This window comes from Nesterenkonia muleiensis (assembly GCF_003600155.1).
Lineage (GTDB): Bacteria > Actinomycetota > Actinomycetes > Actinomycetales > Micrococcaceae > Nesterenkonia > Nesterenkonia muleiensis.
On sequence record NZ_QWLD01000003.1, the window covers coordinates 135,889 to 160,342 of the forward strand.

The following is a 24,454-nucleotide window of genomic DNA, read 5'->3' on the forward strand; positions in this document are numbered from 1 at the left end:
CTACCCTTCCTCATCCTCAGTTTCTTCGCCATCATGATCGTCCTCGTCGGATCCGCTGTCTTCGTCGAGTTCTTCAGGCGCTTCCTGGAAGTTCGGCCCAAGGTCGATGTCCTGGAACGACTGGTCGCTCTCTTCGAAAGCAGTGCCGGTCTCGTTATTGCCGGCGCGGACGATACGCATTGAAATAGCGAATGACTCCCCGTAAGCCAACTGGGTTGCTTCTCCCACTGTCACGGCAAAGGTCACGGGGACCACCACACCCGGGTCGTTTGTTCCTTCTGCTGCCGCTCCAGCTGCTGCCCCCGCGTCCATAGGCTGTCCCACTGAGACCACCTCAGCGTTTTGCACCAAGATGCCGGAGACGTTGTAAGGAATATCAGCCCGACGGTAGGAAATGTCGCCGACTTCCGGGCCTCCCCTGTCCCGAGCGAAGGAGGCGATCACATCGACCTGGTCGCCTGGCTGGACGCGGCCGAAGATTCCCTGATCTCCTGCAAAGTTGATGGAGACTTCACGCTCACCGTCTTGTAGGGACGAGGCAGGTTCCAGCATGTCGGACTGCAGATATGAACCCTCATTGATCTCAGATGACGCCTTCATGCCCACCAGGTCCTCCTGCTGAGTGATCATCTGGTCGTTGAGGTACTTATCCGGGACCTCCTCAGTTTCCACGAAATCGAGCGAGATGGCCTGATGGACTCCGATCTCCTCGTTCGTGACGTAAACCTCAGTGGTGGGACCCACCTCCGCGCGGACCCCGCTGACGTAAGAGGTCACGCCTAAGAAAACCGCGACAGCGCCGATCACAGCGATGATCAACGTGATCACGCCACGAAGTTGCTTCGGGTTCACCGAGTGGCCTCCTTGATGTCACTTTCCTGTGAACCGCGACTCTCTGATGCGGTCAGGGCCGGCACTGCAGCGGTCATCAGTGCACGCACGGGAATGTCATCGAGCACAGGCTCAGCTTCAGCGGCGCGTCGGGCGGCGCTGCTGAGATTGCTGGGGGCCAGAACGATCTGAGCCCCTTGGGGCGTCCCCCACCAAGTGGGGTCTGGGTTGGGGCGGCGGACGACGTCTTGAGGCTCCAGATGTCCCAGCACCCCTTCGAGAACATCATTCACGCGTGTCGAACTCTTCTTATCCTGAACCGCTTCACCGACGATGGCGATGCTCCCCTCAGCAGCCAAATCGAAGTGTTCAAAGGTCTTTTCTGGCTTCCTCCGGGAGTAACGCCGTACGGCATCGCCCCGCTCGGCAATGTAGGTACCACCAGGTATCCAGCTGCGAGCGTGTAACCACAGTCCCACCTTGGGTTCGTCCATGTTAATGACCGAAGGCACAACTGCCAGGCAACGGATCTGCGATTCCAAGACTGCCAATGCTGGGAGAACCCTGTGCGGGGGCAGTGCTCTCATCAAGGGTTGAGCCATCTCATGGAGCACGCCGACCCCAAGCGGTGACAATCGAGTCACGTGAAAAGCCACCAGAGTCTCTTCGTAACCCGCCCGCGCCTGATAGACCAAGTGCCGGCTCTCGGCATGCCTTCGGTGAGGACTGATGAGCACAGCCCATGAGCCCTGGGTGGCACCGAGAATGTCTAACGCGTCGTTCATTGTTTCAGGGGCTGTCGTAATAGCTCCCACAGACGGCGCAATTTCCGTTCGCATTTTTTGTTCCGCACTCCAGCACTGTGTGTCATCACTGCCGTGTCATCCGTTACCACCAGAATCTAACCACAGGAGTGACGCCGATAGTGACTTCCGGGTAAATTTGTGGACGTAATTAGGGCCGATGATAGGCCTAAAGACCCAGGGCCCACTGCAATCTGTATAAGAAACTGGTAGGCACTACACCCACCCCGTAACCAGGGAAGTCCATGCAGGAGTGACTTGCGATGACCACCATTAAAGATCTCCCCAAGAGGGCAAGGTCTGTGCGTATCAGCGCCGATGACGGTTTGAGCGTGGACGTGCCCCACGCTGGTACCTTCTTTCGCCGACTCCGCGGACTGCTCTTCGGCGGAGATCAGCTTCTGCTCAATCCCTGCGCTTCTGTCCATGGAATCGGCCTGCGCAGATCCTTGGATGTCGCCTACATAGCCCCGGACGGGAAGGTACTCGAAGTGGCAACCATCCGCCCGTGGGCAGCACACCGGCCCAGACGTGGAGCCAAGGTTGCTTGGGAGGCGCCAGCAGGAAAGTTCTCAGCCATGGGAATCGCCGCAGGAACGAGCCTCAGGTTTCGTGCTGCATGAGAAGCCGACCCCGGGCAGCGCTTCCTCAACTCAGTACAGCGTTCCTCCTTCTGATGCTATTGGCGGCATCTATCGCCTTGGTGACCGGACGGGATCTGGCACACCACATCACGGTGGCCGTCTGCGCCGATGCCGATGATTGCGGAACATTCCCCGATTCGCCTCCAGTCTGCCAGTACTATGGTCGCGATCGCGTCGTCGCCCGAGAGTCTTTCGCTTTCGCTCAACAATGGCCGGCCGACGGCTCCCGCCTCATCCAATTCGGCGACGATTCGGCCGAAGTGATCGTTGCCACCGGCAAGGACACGACGGAGGTGTACCGCTTTAATCGCTGGGAAGACGCGCAACGGTGGGTGATCGACAATTCCACAGATCTGGGCAACACCGCTGATGCCGCCGCTGGTCCATGGCGTGTGCCGGTCAGGGAGGGATACCTCCGTATGTTGCTGCTGACCGGCCTTGATCATGAATCCGAGCGAGCTGCAGCAGCCTCCGCCTTTCTCGTGGAGGAGCCTTCTGGTCCCGGGACGCATGGGGTGCTCCGCCAGAGCGCTGAGGGAGACATCAGAGAAGTCACCGTTGTGATGGCCCTTGACGAGGCGACGGATGAACTACGTGAATATGCTAGTAACCTGGGCTTCTGGGGGTTCATCAGTTATTCAGTGGACCTCGGACCCGAGCTTTCCCCCCAGCGCCTGACTTTCAGCGGCCCTGCCACCGATGCGTGGTCTCTCGCTCAGTTGCGCGCTCCATCGTCACCGAGAAACAGACCCGAGGCCGAGGAACATCCTCAATACATGTCACATGAAAACGCAGTGCTCAGGAGTTTCGTCCTCGACCTCAGGCAGGAGGCCAACGCCGCACTCTACCGGGAGGTTTTCGCCATGGAGAGTATCCTGGAGACCGCGGTGCCGTTACTCACCTCCGAAAACTGGATCTCAGCGGGCGAACGGTCAGAGCGGTACACCCACCTCGAAGAGCGCATTCGAGACAACGCAGTAGCAGTGGAGACAACTCACGCATTGCAGGATGAGCCGATCACTGACGAGACGGTGCAGAGCGCTGTGGAGGGCCTCGTGGTCCAAGCGGGGCCGATGACTGCTCCGGAGACCAGGCTCATCGACGCCCGGACTGCCGACCTGACCATCGCCGGCTCTTCCTTCGAACCACTTCTCAGTTGTGAAGTTCTAGAAGATGACGCCGAAGAAGCGCCCGGACATGGGGGTGGATCCTCATGAAGCTCCCTGGTCCACACTGGCCGGCCTTTCGTGCCGGCCTCTTGATGCACCTGGCATTCGGCGTCACTATCCTCGCAGTGGCGGTGATCATCGGCCCCCCGCTTGCCTGGGTCCTGGGAGAAGAAAGCGTTTCAACGATGATCGCCCTACTGGCAGTCTCCGGACGGGCACTGGTGGGCGCTCTGAACTCACGTCAACTGTGGAGTGCTGCTGCTGCGCCCAGCCTGGTGCTCAGCACCACTCTCAGCGCCTGCCTGGCTGGCTACCTGTCAGTTTTTCTGCCATTGACAGTCCTTGGTCTCTCAACGACGGGCTCAGGACTTGTATCGGCAACAACATCGGCCATCCTAGCCCTGGCCTTGGACTGCACTTTCGCCCTCCTGGCCACCTGCTCCGGTGCATTGATCGTCTCGGGACGGTCGAAACGCCGTTATCGCCCCCGACGTTTTCAGATGTCGAGGCTGCCCGTGATCAGGGAGATCTCTGAGAGTTTTTCTGAGCATCAGGCCAAAGCACGGCTTAATGCATAGAGCCTCAGAGAAATCCGAGCAACAAAGTCAGGAGAACAACTATTAACAGCAGGGCCCAGCCCACGCGAGTCAATCGCCTGTTCCGGAGATCTCTACTCGTGATATCGCTCAATTCGCTGTCCTGATTCGCCGTCTGCGGTGTGAAGGAAGTCTCACCGGACGCGACGACGCCCCCTGCGCTTCGTCTATCGCTGCGGCCGGTCTCAGGCAGACGAGAAGGGTGGACCTGCGCATCATCGAAAGTCCACGGTAGCCTTGGGAGTTCCTCAGCCTGTTGTCCGGCCTTCTCGGCTTTTTCCCATATGGTGTCGGCAGTGCCGCTCGGACTCCATGTCAGATCAGACTCGACGTCCCTTTCGGACTGCCTGGCCGGTCTTCCCGTAGCAGTCTCTGAACTCTGCGGACCCTGGTCCTCCACAGGCGATTCAAGCGGACTGTCTAAGCGTGCCTCCGATGAGCGTTGAGCACCGTGAATCTGTTCTAACCAGGAACGTTCTTCCTCTTGTTCCTCAGTGACTCGCTGCTGGCGTTTAGCGCCGCCCAGTAATGACCGTTTACCCATTGTCACCGATCCTACTGGTCTTCGGCGGAAGCATCGTCAGTCATGGTGATGTGGTCCGAAACATCCTGAGGAAGGGGGAGCTGGCCCGCATCGGGCAGGTGCAGAACAACGGGGCCCTCGAGCTCTTCGGAGAGGTGGAACTGGGCGTAGAGCGGGCTCTGCGCCATCGGCAGCGTTTCCACGGTCCCGGCGACCTCGGTACAGAGACAGCCCATGTCACCAGAGCCCAAGGGGAAATACCGGCGTTCAGCGCCGATGTCGATGAGGCTCATGTTGGACAGTCCCGGGGATGTGCCGTCACCTTGGGGATTGTGCCCAAAGTGTTGTTTGCCGCCTATTTCTGGGTTACCCGTGAACACCCTCCCTGATTCTCTATGACCTGGCGGTGCAGCCAACGCAAAGCGCATCGTCACGAGCTCACCGGTTCGCTCTGCATCCAGCACGTCGAATCGGATCGGCGTCTCTGAGGTATCGTCCTCAGGAGGTTCGACAATGAACGAGGCTTGCGCTCCCTCTGCTGGGTCTATGCTCAGTGCATCGGGAAGTTCAGGGACACCTGCCTGGCCGAGATCGACCTCAATGCCAGCCTCCTGGACGACTATCGGATAGCGAAAGCTGACCCGCCGATTCCGCTCTTGATTCTCTGGTATCGGCTCACCGTCAGCATCCAAGTTGGGAACCTGGGGCCTTGTGAAACCATAGCCTACGATCTCTAATTCAATGGTGTCATCCAAATGCTCTTCGATCACATCAGCCACAGCCTGTGAACGTTCCTCAGAGAGTTCTTCGTTCAGCTCAGCCGAACCCACATTGTCTGTATGACCTTCCACTGTCACCGTGAAACCGGCCGCTTCCTCGTTCAGTTTCTCTGCCGCAGATTCAATAATATCTGCAGCCTCATCCATCAAATCCGCAGAGCCGAATTCGAAGAGCACATCGGAAGGTAATGAGACCTCCTGAGTCTCCTCTTCGATAGTTGTGGTCACGCCGCTCAGAGTTTCGGTGCGCGCCGCTATCGGATACCGCACTTCATAACGCGCCCCTGCTCCGTACTGTTCAGGCGGGTCCTCCCCGGAAGCGTGCGTGAAGAACCATGAAGAATCCTGATTAGGGCGGGCGAACGTTTCTCCTGAGGAGACTTCAACGTCGGGTATCGGTTCAGCCCATTCCCCTGGCACAATATCCACCGATTCGGATTCCGGTGCGGGAAAATCCACATAGATGAGCTCGGTGCGGCTTGGCGGGTCATCTGCAGCCCCGGAGAGCATCGAGCATATGCAGGTACCCCTGTCAGGGACTTCACTGTCGATGCCGTTCTGGGACGGCTGCGGCTCGTCGGACTCACTATCCTGGCCAGCGAGGTCTGCTGTGGTTTCTTCCTCGTCCGTCACGCTGGTGATCTGCGGAGGTTCATCGACACTGAAGAAGTTGGACTCCGCACGTAACGGCTCAATCAGTTCCCCCGCGTCTCGATCCACAAGTCGAATAAACGGCGTTGCCTCGTATCGGTGCTTATGCGAACTTAGAACGATCGACCCAAGGGGTATGCCTTCGTCTGGGGCCAGCCACGCCATCACCAATCGCACGAACTCGCCATCACTGTCCAGAGACAAAATCTGCAGCTTCGCCGTGGCCAGTTCATCATCACCTTCCGGTGCCGGGAGAGTAAGTATGGTCTCGGCCACCGGATCGGGCAAGGCCTCGTCCCGCCAGAAACCCTCGTCAAGAACTGTGCCTCGAGAAACACTGGATGGTGATGCATCTGGCTCTACGGTGGGTTCCTCGGTGCCTCCGCAGCCGGTCAGCACCAGCGATGAGAGCCCCACCACTCCCACCAAGAAACTGGCTCTGCGTTGCCCATTTCGCAGTCGAGAACCTCGGCGCCTAGTCATCACACCCATTGATTGTATCCGCACCTACCTGATCACTGATGAGCCGTGGCGTTCCAGCCACAGACCCCGAGAGCAGCCAGGGCCGAAAGTGGAATCTCAGCGCAGTCTCCCCCGAGTCTGCTGTGCTTGCCTGTTCTCAGGGAATGCCCGGCTACCCTTACCCGCCTTCAGTGAGCTGCTCGAGCAGCTCATCGGGCAGTTCGATGTGGCCTCCGTCTGGAATCCGCAGGACTACCGGGCCTTCCAGGGACTCCGGGAGCTCGAACTCAGCGAAAGCTGGCACCGCATCAGGCCCCAGGCCTTCATAGGTGGAGAGTCGTTCCGAGCACAAACACCCTTGGCCACCGAACATCACTGGGAAGTACCGTTGTTCATCACCTACATCAACCAGACTGATATTGAGCATATTCGGCGCAGAATGGGTTTTATTCTGGTAGACGCTCCTGCCGAACTGACGGTCTGTGGATCCGCCGCCGAAGACTCCGAAGGCAGAATCATCGAACGCGTCAGCATCTGCATCGGCAACTCCGAGCCGCAACACCACAGAGTCATCTCGCCGCTGAGCCTCCAGCAGATCGATCCGGATGTCTACCTCGTTCTGGTCGTCTTCCGGAGCCTCAATAACGTAGGAGCCCACCGCACCCTCTGACGCCTCGATCTCCTCGGCATCAGCAAGCTCATCCAACTCCTCAAACTCTCCCAGCTCAATCACAGTCTCGGATTCCTCCACCACGGTGTATCGGAAACTCACTCTGCGGTTCAGCGCCTGGTTCTCTTCGATCTCATTGCCCTCCACGTCGGTATTGGGCACCAAAGGACGATTGAAACTATGCCCCTCCGTCTCGATGGTGATGGCATCGTCCAGCAGCGGTTCAATGGCTTCAGCCACCGCTTGCGCACGGTTCTCCGACAGCGGCTGATTCACATCATGACCACTGACATTATCGGTATGTCCCTCAATGACTACCGTCTCACCGGACGCCTCCTCATTGAGCATCTGGGCAGCAGCCTCGATGATCGACTCGGCCTCACCCACCAGGTCGTACTCCCCGAACTCAAACAGCACATCAGCAGGCAAAGAAACCTCCTGAGTATCTCCTTCAATCGTGGTCGTCACTCCCGTCAGTGACTGCGAGCGAGCCTGCAGCGGAAGACTGGCAACGTACTCGGCACCAGCCCCGTACACCTCTCCAGGCGCCTCGTCATTTATGGATGGCATCTCAAACTCTGCCAGTTCTTCTTCCTCGGGATCGAACTCGAAAGGTTCGCCCTCAGTGACTGGCACATCAGTGATCGGCTCAGCCCACTGTCCCGGCAGAACCTCGACACGCTCTGACTCCGGGACAGGGAAGTCGATGAACATCAGCTCAATGCTCTCTGGAGCCTCCGCATCAGCAGAACTCTGCGTGGTGACCTCTGAGCAGATGCAGGTTCTGCGCGGGCGCCAAGGGTCCATCTCCTCGAACGGATCGGCATCTTCAATGCTGGCCGGTGCAGTGATATCGAACCGTGACTCAGAGGTCAGCAACGGCCAATGCGCCTGGCCCGCTTCCCGATCAACAAGCCGAATATATGGACGATGCAGCACCTCCCCCGGTTCATTCTGCAGCTCCTCCGAACCAAGGAACGCCCCCTGCTCGGGAACCAGCCAGGCAAGAATCATCCGCGCATATTCACCGTCAGAGTCCAACGACAGGATCTCCAGCTTCGCTGAAGCGACCTCTCCGTCAGTATCGATGACAGGGGCCTCCATCACCATCTCAGCAACCGGCTCAGGCAGAGTGTTCAGCCGCCAGAAACCATCCTCTGCCTCAATAGCAGGCTCCACGTCATCGTCATCTTCATCACCCTCGTCCTCTGGCGCACCAGGGCTCCCCTCGGCGCCAGAATCGCCCTCAGCGGTCGGTTCCCCCGCCGGAACACCCCCGGGCTCTTCAGCAGCACTCTCATCGTCACCATCAAACGTATTCTCAGGCGCACACGCCGTCACAAAGAGCGCGCCGACAAGAACTCCGCCTAGGATCTTTTGCCGCATACCAACAGATTCCGTTCCCATCACACTTCCCCTTCCCTGAGACCTCGCCGGAGGTCACCACCCGATTGGACCAGCTTCCAGCATCACTGAAGAGCCCTGTCAGAAGCCTTCCACCGCATCAGTCCCTGGCTCTGCACCAGAGAGCTCAGCAACTGTTGCCCACCATACCAAAACTATTTGCTTGCGCAAACCTATTTCGGTGTTTCGTGGGCACCGGTGAAGAACGCAGACCTTGCTGCGGCGCTGGTCAGCCTTGACACTTGGACAGAGTACTCCTCAATTGACCCTATAAACTCTGTCATCTCATAGCCAGAAGCGCATCTTCTATAGAGAGTGCAGACAGATTCTCCCTGACCCATAGTGGCGACATACAACCTTCACGTTTGCAAAGTTTCGCTGCGCGTGGCGCAATATTCCGTACAGATCGGTTCAGCTCTTCGCCGGACCCACGCCCCGGCAGATGAGGACTCAAGTGACTGACTCACCTAGTCTCCCGCTGAACCGCTGTTGTCTTGTACGCTTTTTGCTGAAGGAGCGGAACCCATCATGAGGAGCTCAAGTGTCACACCCGCCACACGGAAACCAAGAGCCTGGGAACGAACACACCCATGAACAGACTCCCCCTCATCAAGCACAGGGGCAAGCTCAGCAGCCTCCTCACGGTCAGCAGGGATCCCAGTATGCTGCGCAGGATCAGCTGCTGCTGAGTGCCGGCGCACATATTGGCGGATTGCTGACCTCTATCATCGTCCCGGCGATCCTCTGGGCGATCTATCGCGACCGCAGCGCCGTGATCGAAGAGCACTCGCGCCGGGCGCTCAACTTCCAGCTAGTCCTCCTTCCGGCCTATATTCTGGCCAGTATCGTGGCTTTTATACTGCCACTTGGCATCATCGGCAGCCTGCTGCAGTTCGCCGTGTTCGTGTTTTCTGCCATCTTTGCCATTCAGGGTGCAATATCGGCTTACCACAGCCAGCAGCACAGCTATCCCATCGATGTCGACATCGTGAAGAAGCAGTAGTCGGTCCGGCACCCGGTGTAAAACTGCAAGGTCTCACCGAGAGGCCGCATCGCGGTATTCGGTGAGGAAGTCTGCGATTTCGGCGATGGCGGTCTCGAGATCCTCCACACTGGGCAAGGTCACTAGCCGCAGATGCTGGGTGTCCTCCCAGTTGAAGGCTCGCCCGTGGGAAAGCAGTATCTTCTTCTGACGCAGCAGGTCGATGACGAACTTCTCGTCATCGGCGATCGGGTAGATCTCCGGATCCAGCCGCGGGAACAGGTAGAGTGCTCCGTCGGCCTTCTCCACGGTCACGCCCTCAATCTCTGCGAGCAGCCGGTGCGCAGTTCTCGACTGCTCATAGAGCCGCCCGCCGGGCAGGATCAGCTCCTCAATGGACTGATAACCGCCAAGGGCGGCCTGGATGGCATGCTGGGCCGGAACATTGGCGCACATACGCATGTTCATCAGCAGGTTCAGGCCTTCGATGTAGTTCTTGGCCCGGTGTCTCGGCCCGGAGACATAGATCCAGCCGGACCGGAATCCGGCGACCCGCCACGTCTTCGACAGCCCGGAGAAGGTCACCGTCAGCACGTCATCGGCCACGGTGGCCGCATTGATCATCTCCGCGCCGTCGAAGATGATGTTCTCGTAGATCTCATCGGCGAACAGCATCAGATTGTGCCGACGGCAGATATCGGCCATCGCCACAAGGATCTCACGTGGGTACACCGCCCCGGTGGGATTGTTCGGGTTGATCAGCACTAAGGCCTTAGTGCGGTCGGTGACCTTGGACTCGATCTCCTCCGGATCCGGCCACCACCGGTTGTGCTCATCGCAAATGTAGTGAACCGCTCTGCCACCGGCGAGCTTGGTCGCCCCGGTCCACAGCGGATAGTCCGGAGCCGGAATCAGGATTTCGTCCTCAGGAGCCAACAGGGCAGTGAGCACCATGGAGATCAGCTCGGAGACCCCGTTGCCCAGCCACACATCCTCCGGAGAGGCATCGCGCAGCCCGCGAGCCTGGTAGTACTGAGCCACCGCGACCCGGGCGGAATAGATGCCCTGGGAGTCCGAATAGCCCTGGGCAGTGGGCAGGGTCTTGATCATGTGCTGAAGAATCTGCTCCGGAGCCTGGAACCCGAACGGTGCCGGATTGCCGATGTTCAGCCGGGTGATCCGGTGTCCCGCTCGCTCGAGCCGGACCGCTTCCCGAGCAATGGGACCCCGGACGTCATAGCGGACCTCAGCGAGCTTGGGCGACTGGAGAAACTCCTCGGCGAATTGCTGCATCCTCACATCATGCAACACATTGCTCCCGAGGTGGGGCATCGGCAGGCCGGGATGCTCACCAGGTGCCGGAGGTCACAGCCTGCGGCTTGGCGAAGGCGTCGCGATACTGGGCCAGGAACTGGGCGATGCCGTCCACTGCCTCCTCCAGCTCCTCGACCGCGGGCAGAGTCACCAGCCGGAAGTGCTGATCATCGATCCAGTTGAACGCGCGCCCGTGCGAGACCAAGATCTTCTGCTGGCGCAGCAGCTCGATCACGAAACTCTCGTCATTGTCGATCGGATAGATCTCCGGGTCCAGCCGCGGAAACAGGTACATCGCCCCGTCCATCTGGGAGACCTGGACACCTTCGATGTCGGAGAGCAGCTTGTATGCGACACTGCGCTGCTCGTAGAGCCGGCCTCCGGGGTGGATGAACTCCTCGATCGACTGATAGCCGCCCAAGGCGGTCTGGATGGCGTGCTGGCCGGGCACATTGGGGCACATGCGCAGATTCGACATCAGCTGCAGACCCTCCAGATAGTTCTTCGCACGGTGCTTGGGACCGGAGATGAACATCCACCCGGAACGGTAGCCGGCCACCCGCCAAGTCTTCGACAGCCCGGAGTAGGTGATGGTGAAGACATCGTCGGAGAGCGTAGCGGCGTTGATCATCTCCGCGCCGTCATAGGTGATCTTCTCGTAGATCTCATCAGCAAACAGCATCAGATTGTGCCGACGGCAGATGTCCACGATGGCTTCGAGGATCTCCCGCGGATAGACCGCCCCGGTGGGATTGTTCGGATTGATGATCACCACAGCCTTGGTGCGGTCGGTGACCTTGGACTCGATCTCCTCAGGATCCGGCCACCAGTTATTCTGCTCATCACAGATGTAGTGCACAGGGATGCCCTGATAGAGGGCGGTCAGCCCCGTCCAGAGCGGATAATCGGGGGCGGGGATCAGGATCTCGTCACCTGGATTGATCAGCGCCTGCAGAGTGATGGTGATCAGCTCGGAGACTCCGTTGCCCAGGTAGACATCATCCACCTCGGCGTCCTTCATGCCCTTGGTCTGGTAGTACTGGGCCACGGCGGTGCGCGCGGAGTAGATGCCGGCGGAGTCGGAGTAGCCCTGGGCAGTGGGCAGATGCCTGATCATATCCATCATGATCGAGTCCGGCGCTTCAAAGCCGAAGGGCGCCATATTGCCGATGTTCAGCTTGGTGATCCGGTGCCCGGCCCGCTCCAGCCGTGCCGCCTCCTCAGCGATGGGCCCGCGTACGTCGTAGCGGACATTGCGCAGCTTATGCGCCTGGGTGAAGTCCTCGAATACCTCCATGAGGTGATTCTGCCTCATTGACCCAATTGTCAACAATCCGACACAGGAAGTCGTTTAGCCCCAGCTTTCAGGTTCGGCGAGCAGCCCCTCATCCACGAGCCAGTAAACTGCGGCATCCTCAGGCTCCAGGGCGTCCTCTCCGTGGATCAGACGGCGCAGCGTCAGAAGGGCCTCATCGTCGAGGGCGAGGGAGATATCCTCGACGACACCGGGCACCTCTTCAGCGATCCGGGAAGAGACCAGCGGGGCGTACTGGTCCTGGGGGAAGGCTCGGCGGGCATCAGTCACCGTCACCAGTGCATGATCATCGACATCCGGATGGGAGCTGGTCATCAGGGCCGCGTCGATCTCGGCGGTGATCAGCAGCTCGATGAGTTCATCCTCACGACCTGCGTGAATCTCAGCGGGGGCACAGCCATAAGTCTCGTTCAGCAGGGGGGCTGCGTCGGGAAGACTGCCGGTGACACCGATGCTCAGCTCCCCGCAGCGCTCGGCCAGCTCATCGAAGGCGGTCTCCTCCTCGGCGTCGACCTCATAGTTTTCGGCTGTGACGGTGGTGATGATCAGACCGTTTCGCAGCACTGCTGTGGTCGGCTCAAAAAGCTGGGCCCGGCTCAGCTGGGACTCCACCAGTGCTGCCAGTTCTTCGGGCTCAGCCGCTGGGCCCCGCCCGTTCTCCTCGTCGGGGGCAGTCAGGTCGGCGAAGCCCTCGGGGTCCAGTGCCTCCGCCAGGGGCATTGTTCGCGCCACCACCATCTCGTACCGATCATCAGGGGTCTCCCCGGTACCCTCGATGACAGCAGCCGTCTCGTCATCCGGTGTTTCGGGGCTGGAATCGCTGCCCGGTGCGGTCGCGGCGAGCCCCACGGCCAGTTCCACGGCTGTCGCATCGTCGGCCTGGACCACCACGGTAGGTGTCTCGTGAGAGTTCATAGCCATCGCATAGACCTGCGCAAGGGTCTGGTCCAAGGGGTCGTCACTGCCTACGGCTACCCGCCAGGCACGTTCCAGATCCTCTCCTGTGGGCTCTGGCACCGGCTGCGGCGGAGCGGAGCAGCCGGCCAGTGTCAGGACCAGGCCCAACCCCACAGCAGTGGCGGTTCCAGGGCAGGTGAGGCGATGAGTGCGCACAGGCGAAGAAGGTGCCCTGCGCGCGAAAGTCATGGGGAATATTCTACGTGCAGTCCGCCGCGGGTTTATCCTGGGGAAGATGAGAGGCGAATCTGTTGACCTGCCTGTCGAGATTCCCGGCTCGGCCCCGCTGAACATCCGCCTGCAGTCCCTGCTGCAGCACCCGGCATCTGCCCAGGATGAGGCGCAGTCTGCCCGCGGATGGGTAGACCTGGCCTATGAGGCCGCCTACGGTGAGCGCTACTCCGCCGCCGCCGCTGCTGCCGAGCGTGGCCTGACCGCACCAGGGTCCGAGGACCCGGAGAACCGTCTGATGCTGCTGCGGATACTCTCCGGGGTCCATGAGATGCGTGGAGAGTCCCAGCTGTCGGCACCTTTCCTGCGCGAACGCATCGAACTGCTGCGCCAGCTGGGCCGCACTCGTCAGGCTGAGATCGAGGCCCAGCTGGGCCCGATGCTCCTGCGCGAGCCTGACCGGGTCGAGGCGGAGATTCTGAGCCGGATGGCCGAGGAACTCGACGACGGTGAAGGGCCCAGCGTGGAGCGGGCCGATGTGCTCTCCTCACTGGCAGTTCGCTGCCTCCACGACGAAGGCCCGGAAGCCGCACTGCCGCTGATCAGCGAGGCCTGTGAAATCCTTGCGACGTTGAACCGGGCCCAGGCCCTGGCCGCCGCGCGGATGTTCTTAGCCCACGCTCAGCTTCTCTGCGATGATCCGGAAGCAGCGCTGACCACCGCCGACCAGGTACTCAGCGAACCGGCCAACCGTGCAGTCCGCGGAGCCATGGCCATGCTGCGCGCCACCGTCCACCACCATGCTGATCGGCCAGCAGAAGCCGCCGGCGACGCGATGGCCTCAGTGGAGCTCTACTCGAGGTGCGGTGTCCGCAAGGGAGCCGCCTCCGCCGCAGCCCTGCTGGCAGGCATCACCTCCAGCATCAACCAGGAAGAGACTGCTGTACTGGCCTGGCGGGTTGCGGTGCAGCAGGCTGAGCTGGGCGAATTCTCCGAATCCCGGATGCTCTCACTGGCCCTGGGCCAGCAGCTGCTGGAGATGAACCAGCACGCAGAGGCGGAGAAGGTCCTCGATGCGCTCTCACTCAGGCTGGCCGGCGGGGAGGGCGACTATTCCACCCGCGGCCGTGCTTTGATGGGCCTGGGCCATGCGGTCACTCAGCAGAAACGCCCCCTGGAGGCGATGGCCCACTGGAATGAGGCTGCTGACCAGTTCATCGCCGCAGAAGAGGTCGATGAGGCTGCCCGGGCTCATCTGGCCGCAGGCGCGCTGGCAGCCTCCTTAGACCGGGTCGAGACTGCCCGCCAGCACTACGAACAGGGGCTTGTGCTGGCTGATCAGGGTGAGGACACCGATCCGCTGATGCTGCTGCAGGCCCTGCATTCTTTGGGACATCTGCTGTGCCGGCATGAGGAGGAGGCAGGCCTGGCCTATCTGGACCGGGCGCTGGAGATTGTAGCCGAGCATGGCACTGACTGGCAGCGTGCTGACATCACCGATACCCAGGCCCGTTCGTTGACCGCGCTGGGCCGGGGCTCTGAGGCGGTGGCCGCAGCCCTGGAGGCAGCCGACATGTTCGCCGGCTGCGGGGATCAGGAGGCGGCCGCCGACGCTGAGATCTTCGCGGCCACCGTGCTGCTGCAGATGGACCAGCCGCAGGAGGCCGAAACAGTCTTCCGAATGGCCGCCGAGTTCCGGGAGGTCTCCGGGGCCCTGCTAGCGACCTCGCTCGAGGGCAGGGTTGAAGCCCTGAACGCCATGGGAAAGCACGACGCCGCCGCCCTGCTCAGCAATGAGCTGGAGGACCTCAGAGCACAGCTGGCCAGTGAGGAAGATCGCCCGCGGCCGGAGTAAGCCCGAGCAGCACCTCGGCACAGCGCAGCCTGTGCTCGGCCTGAGCCTCCCAGCCGCTGCGGCGGGTGTTTCGCGCCCCGGAGACCAGGGACAGCGTCACCGATGCCGCACGGATCCGCAGGGCTTCAGGGTCCACCCCTTCAGCGAAGGCGCGGGCGAACCGGTCGAAGGCAGCCGGGGCGTGAATATACCGGAAGTCCACTGCCGGCAGCACTGCCAGGTGCCCGAGGAAGCAAGCCAGATCGTCCACCCTGTGGCCCGGGCCCAAGGAGTCGACATCCAGCAGGCAGGAGATCTGCGGGCCCGTCAGCAGCAGATTGGCCTCATAGAAGTCACCGTGGGCCGGTACCACCGGGCCGCGGTCAGTCACCTGCAGCCCGGCAAGCACCTCATCCTCCAGACGCCGGATTCTCCGCTCACAGACCGGCAGCGCCGAGACGGCAGCTGTGGCGTAGGAGGGCAGCCGGTCCGTCCATGCGTCGCGGGAAGGAAGTGTCAGCACCTCTTCGGGCAGAGCATCAAGCAGCTCAATGAAGTCTGCCGGACGGACAGCTGCGGCACCATCGGCCAAAAAATGCTCGGCCAGGGGGACCCCTTCGCCCTTCCTCAGAGCCACCACGTCACTGACCGGGTCACCGACCGTCACCGGAGCGGGGACACCAGCCTCCAGCAGCATCCGATGCCTGGCGACTAGGTCAGCGGCCCGGTCTTTGCGCAGAACTTTGAGATAGATCCTTCGACCGTCGGAGAAATCCGCAGCAAGGACCGCCCTTCGCAAGGGCCGGTAGCTGATGGTCTCCAGGGAGATCAGCTCAGCGCCCTCGCCCCAGGTGGCGGCCACGGCGGCCGGAGAGGCAGCAAGCGGCAGCCCTGGCAGCACAGGGTCCATGGGGTGCTGCCAGGCCACCAGCTGGCCGTGGTCGGAATCAAGCCGGACCACGTCACCGGCCCCACGGGGGATGCGTTCGCTGGTGATTCCCACATAGGTCTCCGCGGCGGCTGAGACGCGGTAGATGCCGGTGACTCCAGCACCGGGCCGGTGCTGGACGGCTTCCATCATCACCGCTGCGGGGTTGATCACCTGATTGGGCAAGACATCTGTGATCAGCGGGTGAACATCCTTTGACTGGAGGAACTCCAGCTGCTGAGCCTCTTGTTCCACCCGGGACCGGGCCGGTGCCGCTCGCGGCATTGCGGTCGGCGGATTCAGCGAGGACATGCGGTGAGGCTACCGGAGTGTGCTCAGGCGCGCCTGCGCTGGAGGACCTTGTCCAGGTCCATGGACTCATGCCGGGCGCCCTCCGCCGACTGTTCGGGGCTCTGTGGTGTTCCCGCATCATGCTGCTTGAGCTTCACCTCACCTGCCGGTGCTGGTTTCTCCTGCTCGATCGGCTCCGGCTCGGGCCTCTGGGCCTTATCGGCCACCATGTACTTGGCCGAGGGCACCTCACGGACATTCCAGGATTCTGCCGGTGTCACCTCAGCAGACTCACTGGCCTGTGACTGGTCGAAGATCACGGCCTGAGACACTGGGGACGACGCTGTGAAAAGCCGCTCGGCGCTGGTGGGCAGGCCGTCTTCATCCACGCTGATCAGTGAGTCCGGCCCGCCCTTTCCTCCTGGCTCGGCGCTCAACGCATCGAAGGGGGCTTGGGCGCCGTCGTCCTTCTGGGCGTGGTGCCCAAGGCCCAGCTCGGCGGCGGCCGCAGCGGCGCTGCGTTGGCGCTGTGCGGCATCGGCGGCAATGTCGGGATGGGTGTTCATCGCCTCCTGCATGACCCGCTCCACCCGCTGACGGCGTGCAGCCCGGCGGCGCACCGCTGCGGTGATCTGCAGACCTGCCAGGGAGAAGAGGAGCACCCCGGCACAGACCGCTGGAACCAGCCAGGACAGCGCGGCGACGAACGGCACGGCCACAGCTGTTGCGGCACCGCCGATCAGGGCGAGCACCCCCAGCAGAGCAAGGGCGGTGCGGCCCCAGTGGATGCGGAAGGGCGCTGATGCTGCTGCGCGATCGGTATTGGTGTTCTGCTTCATCTCTGTCCTGACGGTGGTGCTCATCTGTGCCCCTCTGTTGACTGTGCGTGTGCCACGCACCCTCCGGCCGCGCTGCACACGTCTGCGCGCAGCGCGGGCCTGCCGGGTGGTCAGCCCGTTCTGTGGCAATGGCTGCCTCGGCAGCCGTTGGGCCCTGAGCATCAGCGCCGCCAGGAAGAGCCCGGCGACCAGAGGGATGAGGACTGAGGTGTGGATGGGCAGGCTGGGGATCATCTCGATGATTCCGGCCTGCAGTGGCCGGAGGCCCAGCGTCATAGAGGTCTCCACCTGCCCTGGTCTCTGGTCAGCTCAACTCTGGCGCGACGGGGGTGTCACTGATCTGTCCAGAGTATCGGATGAAGTGGGTGAACCTTGGACATAAACACGAACCTCTGTGACACCTGATCGGAGAGTCCGCCAGAATAGGTCTCATGACTCCAGCGAACCCCCCTGTGCGTTTTGCCCCTGATCGAGTAGCCATCATCGGTGGCGGCCCCGGCGGCTATGAGGCAGCGATGGTCGCCGCCGACGCTGGAGCCGAGGTGACCATCGTCGAGGACAAGGGGATGGGCGGGTCCGCGGTGCTCACCGATGTGGTGCCTTCCAAGACGCTGATCGCCACTGCTGATGCGATGCGGCGGGTCAACGCCTCCACCTCCTTCGGTGTCCGGTTCGGCGAATCCGGCGGTGACAAGTATGAGGCCGAGGCCTGGGCCGACTTCTCCAAGGTCAACCACCGGCTGCTGAGGCTGGCCGAGTCCCAGTCTCGGGATATCCATGCCTCGCTGCAGGCTGCTGGGGTGCGTATCATCGCCGGCCGCGGCCGCTTGCTGCCACCGCACCATGTGGAGGTCACCACTGGTGCCGGAGAGACCTCGGTGGTGGAGGCCGACGCCGTGATAGTGGCCACCGGGGCCCATCCTCGTGAACTGCCCAGTGCTCAGCCCGACGGCGAGCGCATCCTGAACTGGACCCAGGCCTATAACCTCGCCGAGGTGCCGGAGCATATGATCGTGGTCGGCTCCGGGGTCACCGGCGCGGAGTTCGCCTCGGCCTACCGCCGGCTGGGCGCGGAGGTCACTCTGGTCTCCTCCCGGGACCAAGTGCTGCCCGGGGAGGACTCTGATGCGGCCTCGGTGCTGGAGAATGCGTTCCAGCGGGTGGGTGTGCGGCTGGCCGCCAGAACTCGGGCTGCCTCTGCTGAGCGGACTGAGAACGGTGTCAGCGTCACCCTCTCCGATGGACGGGTGCTGGAGGGCTCGCACTGCCTGATGGCTGTGGGCGGGATTCCCAACACCGCCGGCATCGGGCTGGAGGAGTGCGGGGTGGAGACCACGGAGTCCGGTCATATCCGGGTGGACACCGTCTCACGCACCACTGCGACCAATATCTATGCCGCAGGTGACTGCACCGGGATGCTGCCGCTGGCCTCAGTGGCGGCCATGCAGGGACGGATCGCGGTGGCTCATATGCAGGGCGGGGCGGTCAAGCCTCTGCAGCTGCACCGTGTGGCATCCAATGTGTTCACCTCTCCAGAGATCGCCACCGTGGGCGTCACCCAGGCCCAGGTGGATTCCGGGAAGTACCAGGCCGATGTGGTGAAGCTGGACCTGACCACCAATCCGCGGGCCAAGATGATGAATATTCGTGAGGGTTTCGTCAAGATCTTCGCCCGCCGGGGCTCGGGCACGGTGATCGGCGCAGTGGTGGTGGCCCCCCGTGCCTCAGAGCTGATCTACCCGCTGGCACTGGCGGTGACCCACAAACTCCATGTGGACGACGTCGCCTCCACCTTCACCGTCTACCCCTCACTGACCGGCTCGATCGCCGAAGCAGCCCGGCGGCTGCATCTGCACGTGCTGGACCCCGCCGACGGGTGATCGGCAGGAGCTCTTGGCATGAAGGCCGGTGTCTCGGCGAGCGCGAGCCGTGCGCGCCGGCGGCATCAGCCCAGCTAGGCTTTGGTCCATGACTGAGCCACGCACTCCCACAGCGGTTGATACTTTCGCCGAGGACTACTCCGCCAAAGCACTGGAGCTCTCTCCCGAGGAGGCCACCTACCTGGGCATCGGCGGCCATGAGACCGAGTACGGGGACTACTCGCCGGCCGGCAAGCAGCTGAAGGCCGAGCTCGACGCCGCCGCACTGAAGGATCTGGAGACCCTGACCCCTGCCGACCACACCGATGAGGTCACCCTCCACGCCATGCGTGAGCGGCTGGGCCTGGCGGCAGCCCTGCATGCCACCGGACGTGAGGAGGTCAACAACATCGCCACCCCCGCCCACGGGGCCCGGCAGATCCTGGACCTGATGCCGCAATCCACCGACCAGGACTTCGCCCATATCGCCGGCCGGTTGGCCAATCTGCCTGCCGCGCTGGAGGGCTGGTGGGAATCGCTGCGGGCTGCCAAGAGCGCAGGGAAGGTCTCCGCTGCCCGGCAGGTGCAGGCCGCTGCCGGGCAGTTCGCCACCTATGCCGCCGAAGAGGGTCCGCTGTCGCAGCTGGTCGCAGCCGCTGAGTCCGCCGGGGTGAGCGGGGGCGTCGCCGCCGATGTCCGCAGAGGTGTGGAGGGCGCAGCCCATGCCTACCTGGACCTGTCACGCAGGCTCACCGAGCGGCTGCTTCCTTCTGCTCCTGCTCACGATGCTGTGGGCATCGACTATTACCGGCTGGCCTCGCAGAGCTTCACCGGTACGGTGCTGGACCTGGAGGAGACCTATCAGTGGGGGCTTGAGGAGCTTGCCCGGCTGGTGGCCGCCCAGGAGGAGGTCGCCTCAACGATCAAGCCCGGCGCCACCATCACAGAGGCCAAGGAGGTGCTCGACACTGACCCTGCCCGGAAGCTGCACGGCACCGAAGCGCTGCAGGAGTGGATGCAGCGGCTCTCCGATCAGGCGGTCGCGGACCTGAAAGATGTGCACTTCGACATCCCCTCCCCCATGGATCAGCTGGAGTGCCGCATCGCCCCGACCACCGACGGCGGGGTCTACTACACCGGTCCCTCAGAAGACTTCTCCCGCCCGGGACGGATGTGGTGGTCGGTGCCGCCGGAGGACACCGAGTTCACCACCTGGGCCGAGACCACCACCGTCTACCACGAAGGCGTGCCGGGCCACCATCTGCAGATCGCCACCGCCGTGCTGGTCAAGGACAAGCTGAACTTCTGGCGGCGCAACGGCTGCTTCACCTCCGGCTATGCGGAGGGCTGGGCGCTCTACGCAGAGGATCTCATGGCCGAATTGGGCTACCTGGATGATCCTGGGGACATGATGGGGATGCTGGATATGCAGCGGATGCGCGCTGCCCGGGTGATCTTCGACATCGGTCTGCACTGCGGCTTCCGGGCTCCGGCTGAATGGGGCTCCCAGGTGTGGAACCCGGTCAACGGCCGGGCATTCCTGCGCGAGCATCTGCCGATCTCCGAGGCGCAGCTGGAGTTCGAGCTGACCCGCTACCTGGGCTGGCCGGGGCAGGCGCCCAGCTACAAGGTGGGTCAGCGGGTGTTCCAGCAGATCCGCGCGGAGCAGGAGCAGGCTGCCCGTCAGGCCGGGCAGGAACTCGACCTGAAAGCCTTCCACACTGAGCTGCTGCAGCTGGGCACTCTGGGTCTCGATACCCTGCGCTGGGCGATGCAGAGCTGAGGAGCTGAAGGCCGCCCGGATCCGCCCAGCAGGGTAAATTGGATGTCATGAGCACACTAGGCGGCACTGAGCGGGGCGAGGACCCCCAGACTTCTCCAGGCTTCGGTCACGTCATCGCCGAGGCCAGCGACCACGGCACCCTGCCCGATCCTGTGGAGCTGGCAGCCACCAATGATCCGACCAGCCTGCCGAACCAGCAGGCCGAGCACGCCGCCAAGATGCTGCTGCAGGCCTCCGGGGTGGACACCATCGACCTGGCCTGCACCCTGGGCTCGGGCTGGGGTGAAGCCGCCGGGCAGCTCGGTGAGCTGGTCACTGAGATCGATGCCGAGGACGTCCCGGGATTCCACACCTCCGGTGTTCCCGGGCACTCTGGATCGCTGAAGGTCATCAGGACCGCTTCCAGGGCCCATGTGCTGGTCATCGGCGCACGGACCCACTACTACGAAGGCAAAGGGGTCGACGCGGTGGCCCACGGAGTGCGCACCGCAGCGGCAGCCGGAGCCGGCGCCGTCGTACTGACCAATGGCTGCGGCGGGCTGAACCCGGCCTGGTCCCCGGGCACCCCGGTGCTGATCAGCGATCACCTCAACCTCACCGGCACCTCACCGCTGCGCGGGGCACATTTCGTCGATCTCACCGATCTCTACTCCCCCAGGATCCGGGGGATCGCCAAGGAGGTCGACTCCTCGCTCCCCGAGGGCGTCTACGCCCAGCTGCCGGGACCGCACTATGAGACGCCGGCGGAGATTCGCTATCTGGGCACCGCTGGAGCAGACCTGGTGGGCATGTCCACCGCGCTGGAGGCCATCGCCGCCCGGGCTGCCGGGATGGAGGTCTTCGGCATCTCGCTGGTCACCAACCTGGCCGCAGGCATCTCCGAAGAACCTCTGAGCCACCGAGAGGTCATCGAGGCCGGGCAGGAAGCGGCGCCGCGGATCTCCGCACTGCTGGCCCAGATCATCACCCGCACACTGGAGGAGAGCTGACCATGGCTGAGCACGGGACCGCTGAACTGGGCGGCGATGCACTGCTGAACACGGTGACGCGCTGGATAGAGCTGGACCCGGACCCCAGCACCCGGGCCGAGCTGACAGAGCTTCTCCATGACGCCGCAGACGGCGGCCAGACCGCCTACGATTCCTTGGAGCGGCTGTTCGCCGGGCGGCTGGCCTTCGGCACCGCCGGGCTGCGTGCGGAGCTGGGCCCGGGACCTCTGCGGATGAACCGGCTGGTGGTCCGCCAGACAGCCGTGGGCCTGCTGAAATACGCTTCCGCCACACTCGACGACGCTGAAGGCAGAGCCGATACGGGTTCGGCCCGGCGAATCGTCATCGGTTTCGACGCCCGCTATCAGTCCGATGAGTTTGCCTTCGAGACCGCGGAGATCTTCCGCGACGCCGGATGGGAGGTCCACCTCTTCGACAAGCCCGGCCCCACTCCTCTGCTGGCACGCCAGGTGCTGGTCCAGGACGCCGAGGTCGGGGTGATGGTCACCGCCAGTCACAATCCGCCCCGGGACAACGGGTACAAGGTCTATCTGGGCGGTGCACTCTCCCGGCACCTGGAGCCTGACGGACTGGGAGTCGGCGCTCAGATTGTCTCTCCGGTGGATCAGGAGATCGCGGCGACCATCGCTGAGATCGTGGCATCCGACTTCGCCGAAGGCTCCCCCGCACCGGCCGCAGTGTCCTCTCCAGAGGTGCCGCTCCCCTCCGGAGTCCGTGTGATCGGCCGGCAGGCCCGGGAGAGCTACCAGAAGGAGGCTCTGGAACTCCTGGATCCGGCCGGCTATCCGCACCGGGATCTCACCATCGTCTATACCGCCATGCACGGGGTGGGTGGTGAGGCGGTGACCGATCTGCTCGACGCCGCCGGCTTCACTGATGTGGTGCCCGTGGCCGAGCAGTTCGCGCCCGATCCTGCCTTCCCCACCGCCGACTTTCCCAACCCGGAGGAGGCCGGGGCCCTGGATCTGGCGCTGAAGGCGGCCGCCGAGCACAACGCCGACCTGGTGCTGGCCAATGACCCTGATGCGGACCGTCTTTCCGCTGCGGTCTTCGACACCGCCGCGGGAAGCTGGCGCCAGCTCTCTGGCGATGAGATCGGCGCCCTGCTGGGCCTGCACGTCTTGGAGCGCGGCCCGCTGCGCGAGGGCTGGCGGAACGGTGGCGATCAGCCCACTGTCGGAAACTCGGTGGTCTCCTCCCGCCTGCTGGGCAAGCTCGCCGCGGCCCGGGGGGCCGGACATGAGGAGACGCTGACCGGGTTCAAATGGCTGGCCCGGGTGCCCAACATCGTCTTCGGCTATGAAGAGGCCATCGGCTTCGACGTGGACCCGGTCCATGTCCGTGACAAGGACGGTGTCTCCGCGGCCCTGATCTTCAGCGAAATGATCGCCGACCTCAAAGCCAAGGACAAGACCGCGCTGGATGTGCTCGATGAGATCGCTGCCGAGGTAGGGGTTCACCTCACCGGACAGGTCACGATCCGGGTCAAGGATCTCTCCCAGCTGGGTGCGGTCACCGCCGCGCTGCGGAGCTCCCCTCCTACCGAGATCGCCGGCGATGCTATCGCCGAATCCCTCGACCTGCGCACCGTCCCACTGCCGGGCAAGGAGTTCACCCAGGCCAAGTCCACCGATGCGCTGGTCTACCTCACCGAAGGAGGACACCGCGTCATCGTCCGGCCCTCCGGCACCGAGCCGAAGGTCAAGTGCTATCTGGAGGCCGTGGCGCTCCCGGAGTCCGGCTCTCCCGAAGCACTGACTGCTGCACGGCGGACCGCCGAGGCCCAGCTGGAGCGGCTGCGCACCTCCATGGAGGAGATACTGGGCTAGTACCAAGGCGGCGGGCAACCGGTCCCGCGCGCTCCCTGATGCGGCCGCCTCAGGCGGTCATCACACCCGAAGGAGTTGTCTGTTGTCCACACCCACGCCTCACGAGCTGGCCGGGCTGATCGATCACACCGTGCTCAAACCCGACACTGACCAGGCCACTGTCCGCAGGGTGATAAGTGAAGCAGTCGAGCACGGCTTCGCCGCCGTGTGCATCAACCCGAAGTGGGTGCGACTGACCGCCGAGGCCTTGGCAGGAACCGGTGTGAAGACCTGTACCGTCGTCGGCTTCCCGCTGGGGGCGACCACCACTGCTCAGAAAGTCGCCGAAGCTCAGGATGCGGTGTCCAGCGGTGCTGAGGAGGTGGACATGGTGGTCGATATCGCTGATGCCAACGCCGGTGACGCCGACGCCGTTCAAGCCCAGATCGCCGCGGTAGCCGCAGCCGCACATGCAGGGGGGGCAATTCTGAAAGTCATCCTCGAGACCACTTTGCTGACCGAGGAGGCCAAGGTGCTGGTCTGCCGCGCCGCCGAGGCCGCGGGCGCGGACTTCGTCAAGACCTCCACCGGTTTCGCCGGCGGCGGTGCGACCGTCGAGGACATTTCTCTGATGCACCGTGAGGTCGGCGGCAGGCTGGGAATCAAGGCCTCCGGCGGGGTTCGCACCTACGAGGACGTCCTAGCTGTCGTCGGTGCTGGGGCAACACGCATCGGTGCCAGCTCATCACTTGATATTGTGGGGGCAGAGAACACAAGCTCCGGCAGCGGTGCCTACTAGGGCGCCGTCGCCGGTATCAACCACTTCACGGC

Annotated in this window: 18 protein-coding genes; 9 read left to right on the forward strand and 9 right to left on the reverse strand. The window is 62.9% G+C overall.

All coding sequences use genetic code 11. The features are described from left to right. Together cpaB and DVO78_RS17375 are read right to left on the reverse strand one after the other, a co-directional pair. Positions 1-852: a Flp pilus assembly protein CpaB gene (gene cpaB, locus DVO78_RS00895; RefSeq protein WP_120002926.1), complete on the reverse strand. Its 852-nt coding sequence runs from the start codon at positions 850-852 to the stop codon at positions 1-3. After that, positions 849-1,325: a hypothetical protein gene (locus DVO78_RS17375; RefSeq protein WP_157983783.1), complete on the reverse strand. Its 477-nt coding sequence runs from the start codon at positions 1,323-1,325 to the stop codon at positions 849-851. Before DVO78_RS17375 ends, cpaB begins: the two co-directional genes overlap by 4 nt. 572 nt (positions 1,326-1,897) lie before the next feature. Here DVO78_RS17375 and DVO78_RS00905 point away from each other — a divergent pair. Both DVO78_RS00905 and DVO78_RS00910 read left to right on the forward strand, forming a co-directional pair. After that, positions 1,898-2,257 (forward strand): DUF192 domain-containing protein, encoded by a 360-nt coding sequence (locus DVO78_RS00905; protein ID WP_120002928.1) that lies wholly within the window; start codon positions 1,898-1,900, stop codon positions 2,255-2,257. Then, complete coding sequence (locus DVO78_RS00910; protein ID WP_157983784.1) at positions 2,254-3,495, forward strand: hypothetical protein; 1,242 nt, start codon at positions 2,254-2,256, stop codon at positions 3,493-3,495. The genes DVO78_RS00905 and DVO78_RS00910 overlap by 4 nt, the downstream gene beginning before the upstream one ends. 1,103 nt (positions 3,496-4,598) lie before the next feature. Here DVO78_RS00910 and DVO78_RS00920 read toward each other — a convergent pair. Then, positions 4,599-6,479 carry an OmpA family protein gene (locus DVO78_RS00920; RefSeq protein WP_238385092.1) on the reverse strand — a complete coding sequence of 627 codons (1,881 nt, stop codon included), beginning with the start codon at positions 6,477-6,479 and terminating at the stop codon, positions 4,599-4,601. A 157-nt stretch (positions 6,480-6,636) separates the two neighbouring features. Continuing rightward, on the reverse strand, positions 6,637-8,514 hold the full coding sequence (locus DVO78_RS00925) for an OmpA family protein (RefSeq protein ID WP_157983786.1): 1,878 nt from the start codon (positions 8,512-8,514) through the stop codon (positions 6,637-6,639). Between the two features lie 559 nt (positions 8,515-9,073). Between DVO78_RS00925 and DVO78_RS18105 the strand changes: the two genes are divergently transcribed. Beyond that, entirely contained in the window at positions 9,074-9,535 is a 462-nt protein-coding gene (locus DVO78_RS18105; RefSeq protein WP_120002933.1) for a DUF4870 domain-containing protein, read from the forward strand. Positions 9,536-9,568: 33 nt separating this feature from the next. On the opposite strand, the gene DVO78_RS00935 is transcribed toward DVO78_RS18105, so the two are convergent. Genes DVO78_RS00935 through DVO78_RS00945 form a run of 3 tightly spaced genes read right to left on the reverse strand, consistent with a single transcriptional unit; the run spans position 9,569 to position 13,289 of the window. Then, positions 9,569-10,807 carry a pyridoxal phosphate-dependent aminotransferase gene (locus DVO78_RS00935; protein WP_120002934.1) on the reverse strand — a complete coding sequence of 413 codons (1,239 nt, stop codon included), beginning with the start codon at positions 10,805-10,807 and terminating at the stop codon, positions 9,569-9,571. A 55-nt stretch (positions 10,808-10,862) separates the two neighbouring features. Further along, positions 10,863-12,125, reverse strand: a complete 1,263-nt coding sequence (locus tag DVO78_RS00940; RefSeq protein ID WP_120002935.1) for a pyridoxal phosphate-dependent aminotransferase — start codon at positions 12,123-12,125, stop codon at positions 10,863-10,865. A 54-nt stretch (positions 12,126-12,179) separates the two neighbouring features. After that, a complete protein-coding gene (locus tag DVO78_RS00945) occupies positions 12,180-13,289 on the reverse strand; it encodes a glycine betaine ABC transporter substrate-binding protein (protein WP_157983788.1) in 1,110 nt (369 codons plus the stop codon). Positions 13,290-13,335: 46 nt separating this feature from the next. Here DVO78_RS00945 and DVO78_RS00950 point away from each other — a divergent pair, with 46 nt between their 5' ends. After that, complete coding sequence (locus DVO78_RS00950) at positions 13,336-15,126, forward strand: hypothetical protein (RefSeq protein ID WP_157983789.1); 1,791 nt, start codon at positions 13,336-13,338, stop codon at positions 15,124-15,126. Here the strand turns inward: DVO78_RS00950 and DVO78_RS00955 are convergent. Continuing rightward, entirely contained in the window at positions 15,080-16,345 is a 1,266-nt protein-coding gene (locus tag DVO78_RS00955; protein WP_120002938.1) for a phosphotransferase family protein, read from the reverse strand. The two genes, DVO78_RS00950 and DVO78_RS00955, sit on opposite strands and share 47 nt — an antisense overlap. Before the next feature lie 23 nt (positions 16,346-16,368). After that, positions 16,369-17,439 carry a hypothetical protein gene (locus tag DVO78_RS00960; protein WP_120002939.1) on the reverse strand — a complete coding sequence of 357 codons (1,071 nt, stop codon included), beginning with the start codon at positions 17,437-17,439 and terminating at the stop codon, positions 16,369-16,371. A gap of 155 nt (positions 17,440-17,594) precedes the next feature. On the opposite strand from DVO78_RS00960, the gene DVO78_RS00965 reads away from it, so the two are divergent. The 5 genes from DVO78_RS00965 to deoC all read left to right on the forward strand — a co-directional run bounded on the left by DVO78_RS00965 (position 17,595) and on the right by deoC (position 24,422). Then, positions 17,595-19,043 carry an NAD(P)H-quinone dehydrogenase gene (locus DVO78_RS00965; RefSeq protein WP_120002940.1) on the forward strand — a complete coding sequence of 483 codons (1,449 nt, stop codon included), beginning with the start codon at positions 17,595-17,597 and terminating at the stop codon, positions 19,041-19,043. An 88-nt stretch (positions 19,044-19,131) separates the two neighbouring features. After that, the gene (locus DVO78_RS00970) at positions 19,132-20,805 is read left to right on the forward strand and encodes a DUF885 domain-containing protein (protein WP_120002941.1); all 1,674 of its coding nucleotides are present in this window, start codon (positions 19,132-19,134) and stop codon (positions 20,803-20,805) included. A gap of 218 nt (positions 20,806-21,023) precedes the next feature. Then, a complete protein-coding gene (locus DVO78_RS00975; RefSeq protein ID WP_238385093.1) occupies positions 21,024-21,794 on the forward strand; it encodes a purine-nucleoside phosphorylase in 771 nt (256 codons plus the stop codon). Between the two features lie 2 nt (positions 21,795-21,796). Further along, on the forward strand, positions 21,797-23,644 hold the full coding sequence (locus DVO78_RS00980; RefSeq protein ID WP_120002942.1) for a phospho-sugar mutase: 1,848 nt from the start codon (positions 21,797-21,799) through the stop codon (positions 23,642-23,644). A gap of 82 nt (positions 23,645-23,726) precedes the next feature. Next, positions 23,727-24,422: a deoxyribose-phosphate aldolase gene (gene deoC, locus DVO78_RS00985; RefSeq protein WP_238385068.1), complete on the forward strand. Its 696-nt coding sequence runs from the start codon at positions 23,727-23,729 to the stop codon at positions 24,420-24,422. Positions 24,423-24,454: the final 32 nt, after the last annotated feature.

Excerpts from the sequence above, each read along its gene's own strand:
- DVO78_RS00910 (WP_157983784.1), top strand. The coding sequence starts at position 2,254 with ATGAGAAGCCGACCCCGGGCAGCGCTTCCTCAACTCAGTACAGCGTTC.
- DVO78_RS00975 (WP_238385093.1), top strand. The coding sequence starts at position 21,024 with ATGCTGCTGCAGGCCTCCGGGGTGGACACCATCGACCTGGCCTGCACC.
- DVO78_RS00945 (WP_157983788.1), bottom strand. The coding sequence starts at position 13,289 with ATGACTTTCGCGCGCAGGGCACCTTCTTCGCCTGTGCGCACTCATCGC.
- DVO78_RS00935 (WP_120002934.1), bottom strand. The coding sequence starts at position 10,807 with ATGCAGCAATTCGCCGAGGAGTTTCTCCAGTCGCCCAAGCTCGCTGAG.
- DVO78_RS00955 (WP_120002938.1), bottom strand. The coding sequence starts at position 16,345 with ATGTCCTCGCTGAATCCGCCGACCGCAATGCCGCGAGCGGCACCGGCC.
- DVO78_RS00905 (WP_120002928.1), top strand. The coding sequence starts at position 1,898 with ATGACCACCATTAAAGATCTCCCCAAGAGGGCAAGGTCTGTGCGTATC.
- DVO78_RS00960 (WP_120002939.1), bottom strand. The coding sequence starts at position 17,439 with ATGACGCTGGGCCTCCGGCCACTGCAGGCCGGAATCATCGAGATGATC.
- DVO78_RS00925 (WP_157983786.1), bottom strand. The coding sequence starts at position 8,514 with ATGCGGCAAAAGATCCTAGGCGGAGTTCTTGTCGGCGCGCTCTTTGTG.
- DVO78_RS00920 (WP_238385092.1), bottom strand. The coding sequence starts at position 6,479 with ATGACTAGGCGCCGAGGTTCTCGACTGCGAAATGGGCAACGCAGAGCC.
- DVO78_RS00950 (WP_157983789.1), top strand. The coding sequence starts at position 13,336 with ATGAGAGGCGAATCTGTTGACCTGCCTGTCGAGATTCCCGGCTCGGCC.
- DVO78_RS17375 (WP_157983783.1), bottom strand. The coding sequence starts at position 1,325 with ATGGACGAACCCAAGGTGGGACTGTGGTTACACGCTCGCAGCTGGATA.
- DVO78_RS00965 (WP_120002940.1), top strand. The coding sequence starts at position 17,595 with ATGACTCCAGCGAACCCCCCTGTGCGTTTTGCCCCTGATCGAGTAGCC.
- DVO78_RS00980 (WP_120002942.1), top strand. The coding sequence starts at position 21,797 with ATGGCTGAGCACGGGACCGCTGAACTGGGCGGCGATGCACTGCTGAAC.
- DVO78_RS00940 (WP_120002935.1), bottom strand. The coding sequence starts at position 12,125 with ATGGAGGTATTCGAGGACTTCACCCAGGCGCATAAGCTGCGCAATGTC.
- DVO78_RS00970 (WP_120002941.1), top strand. The coding sequence starts at position 19,132 with ATGACTGAGCCACGCACTCCCACAGCGGTTGATACTTTCGCCGAGGAC.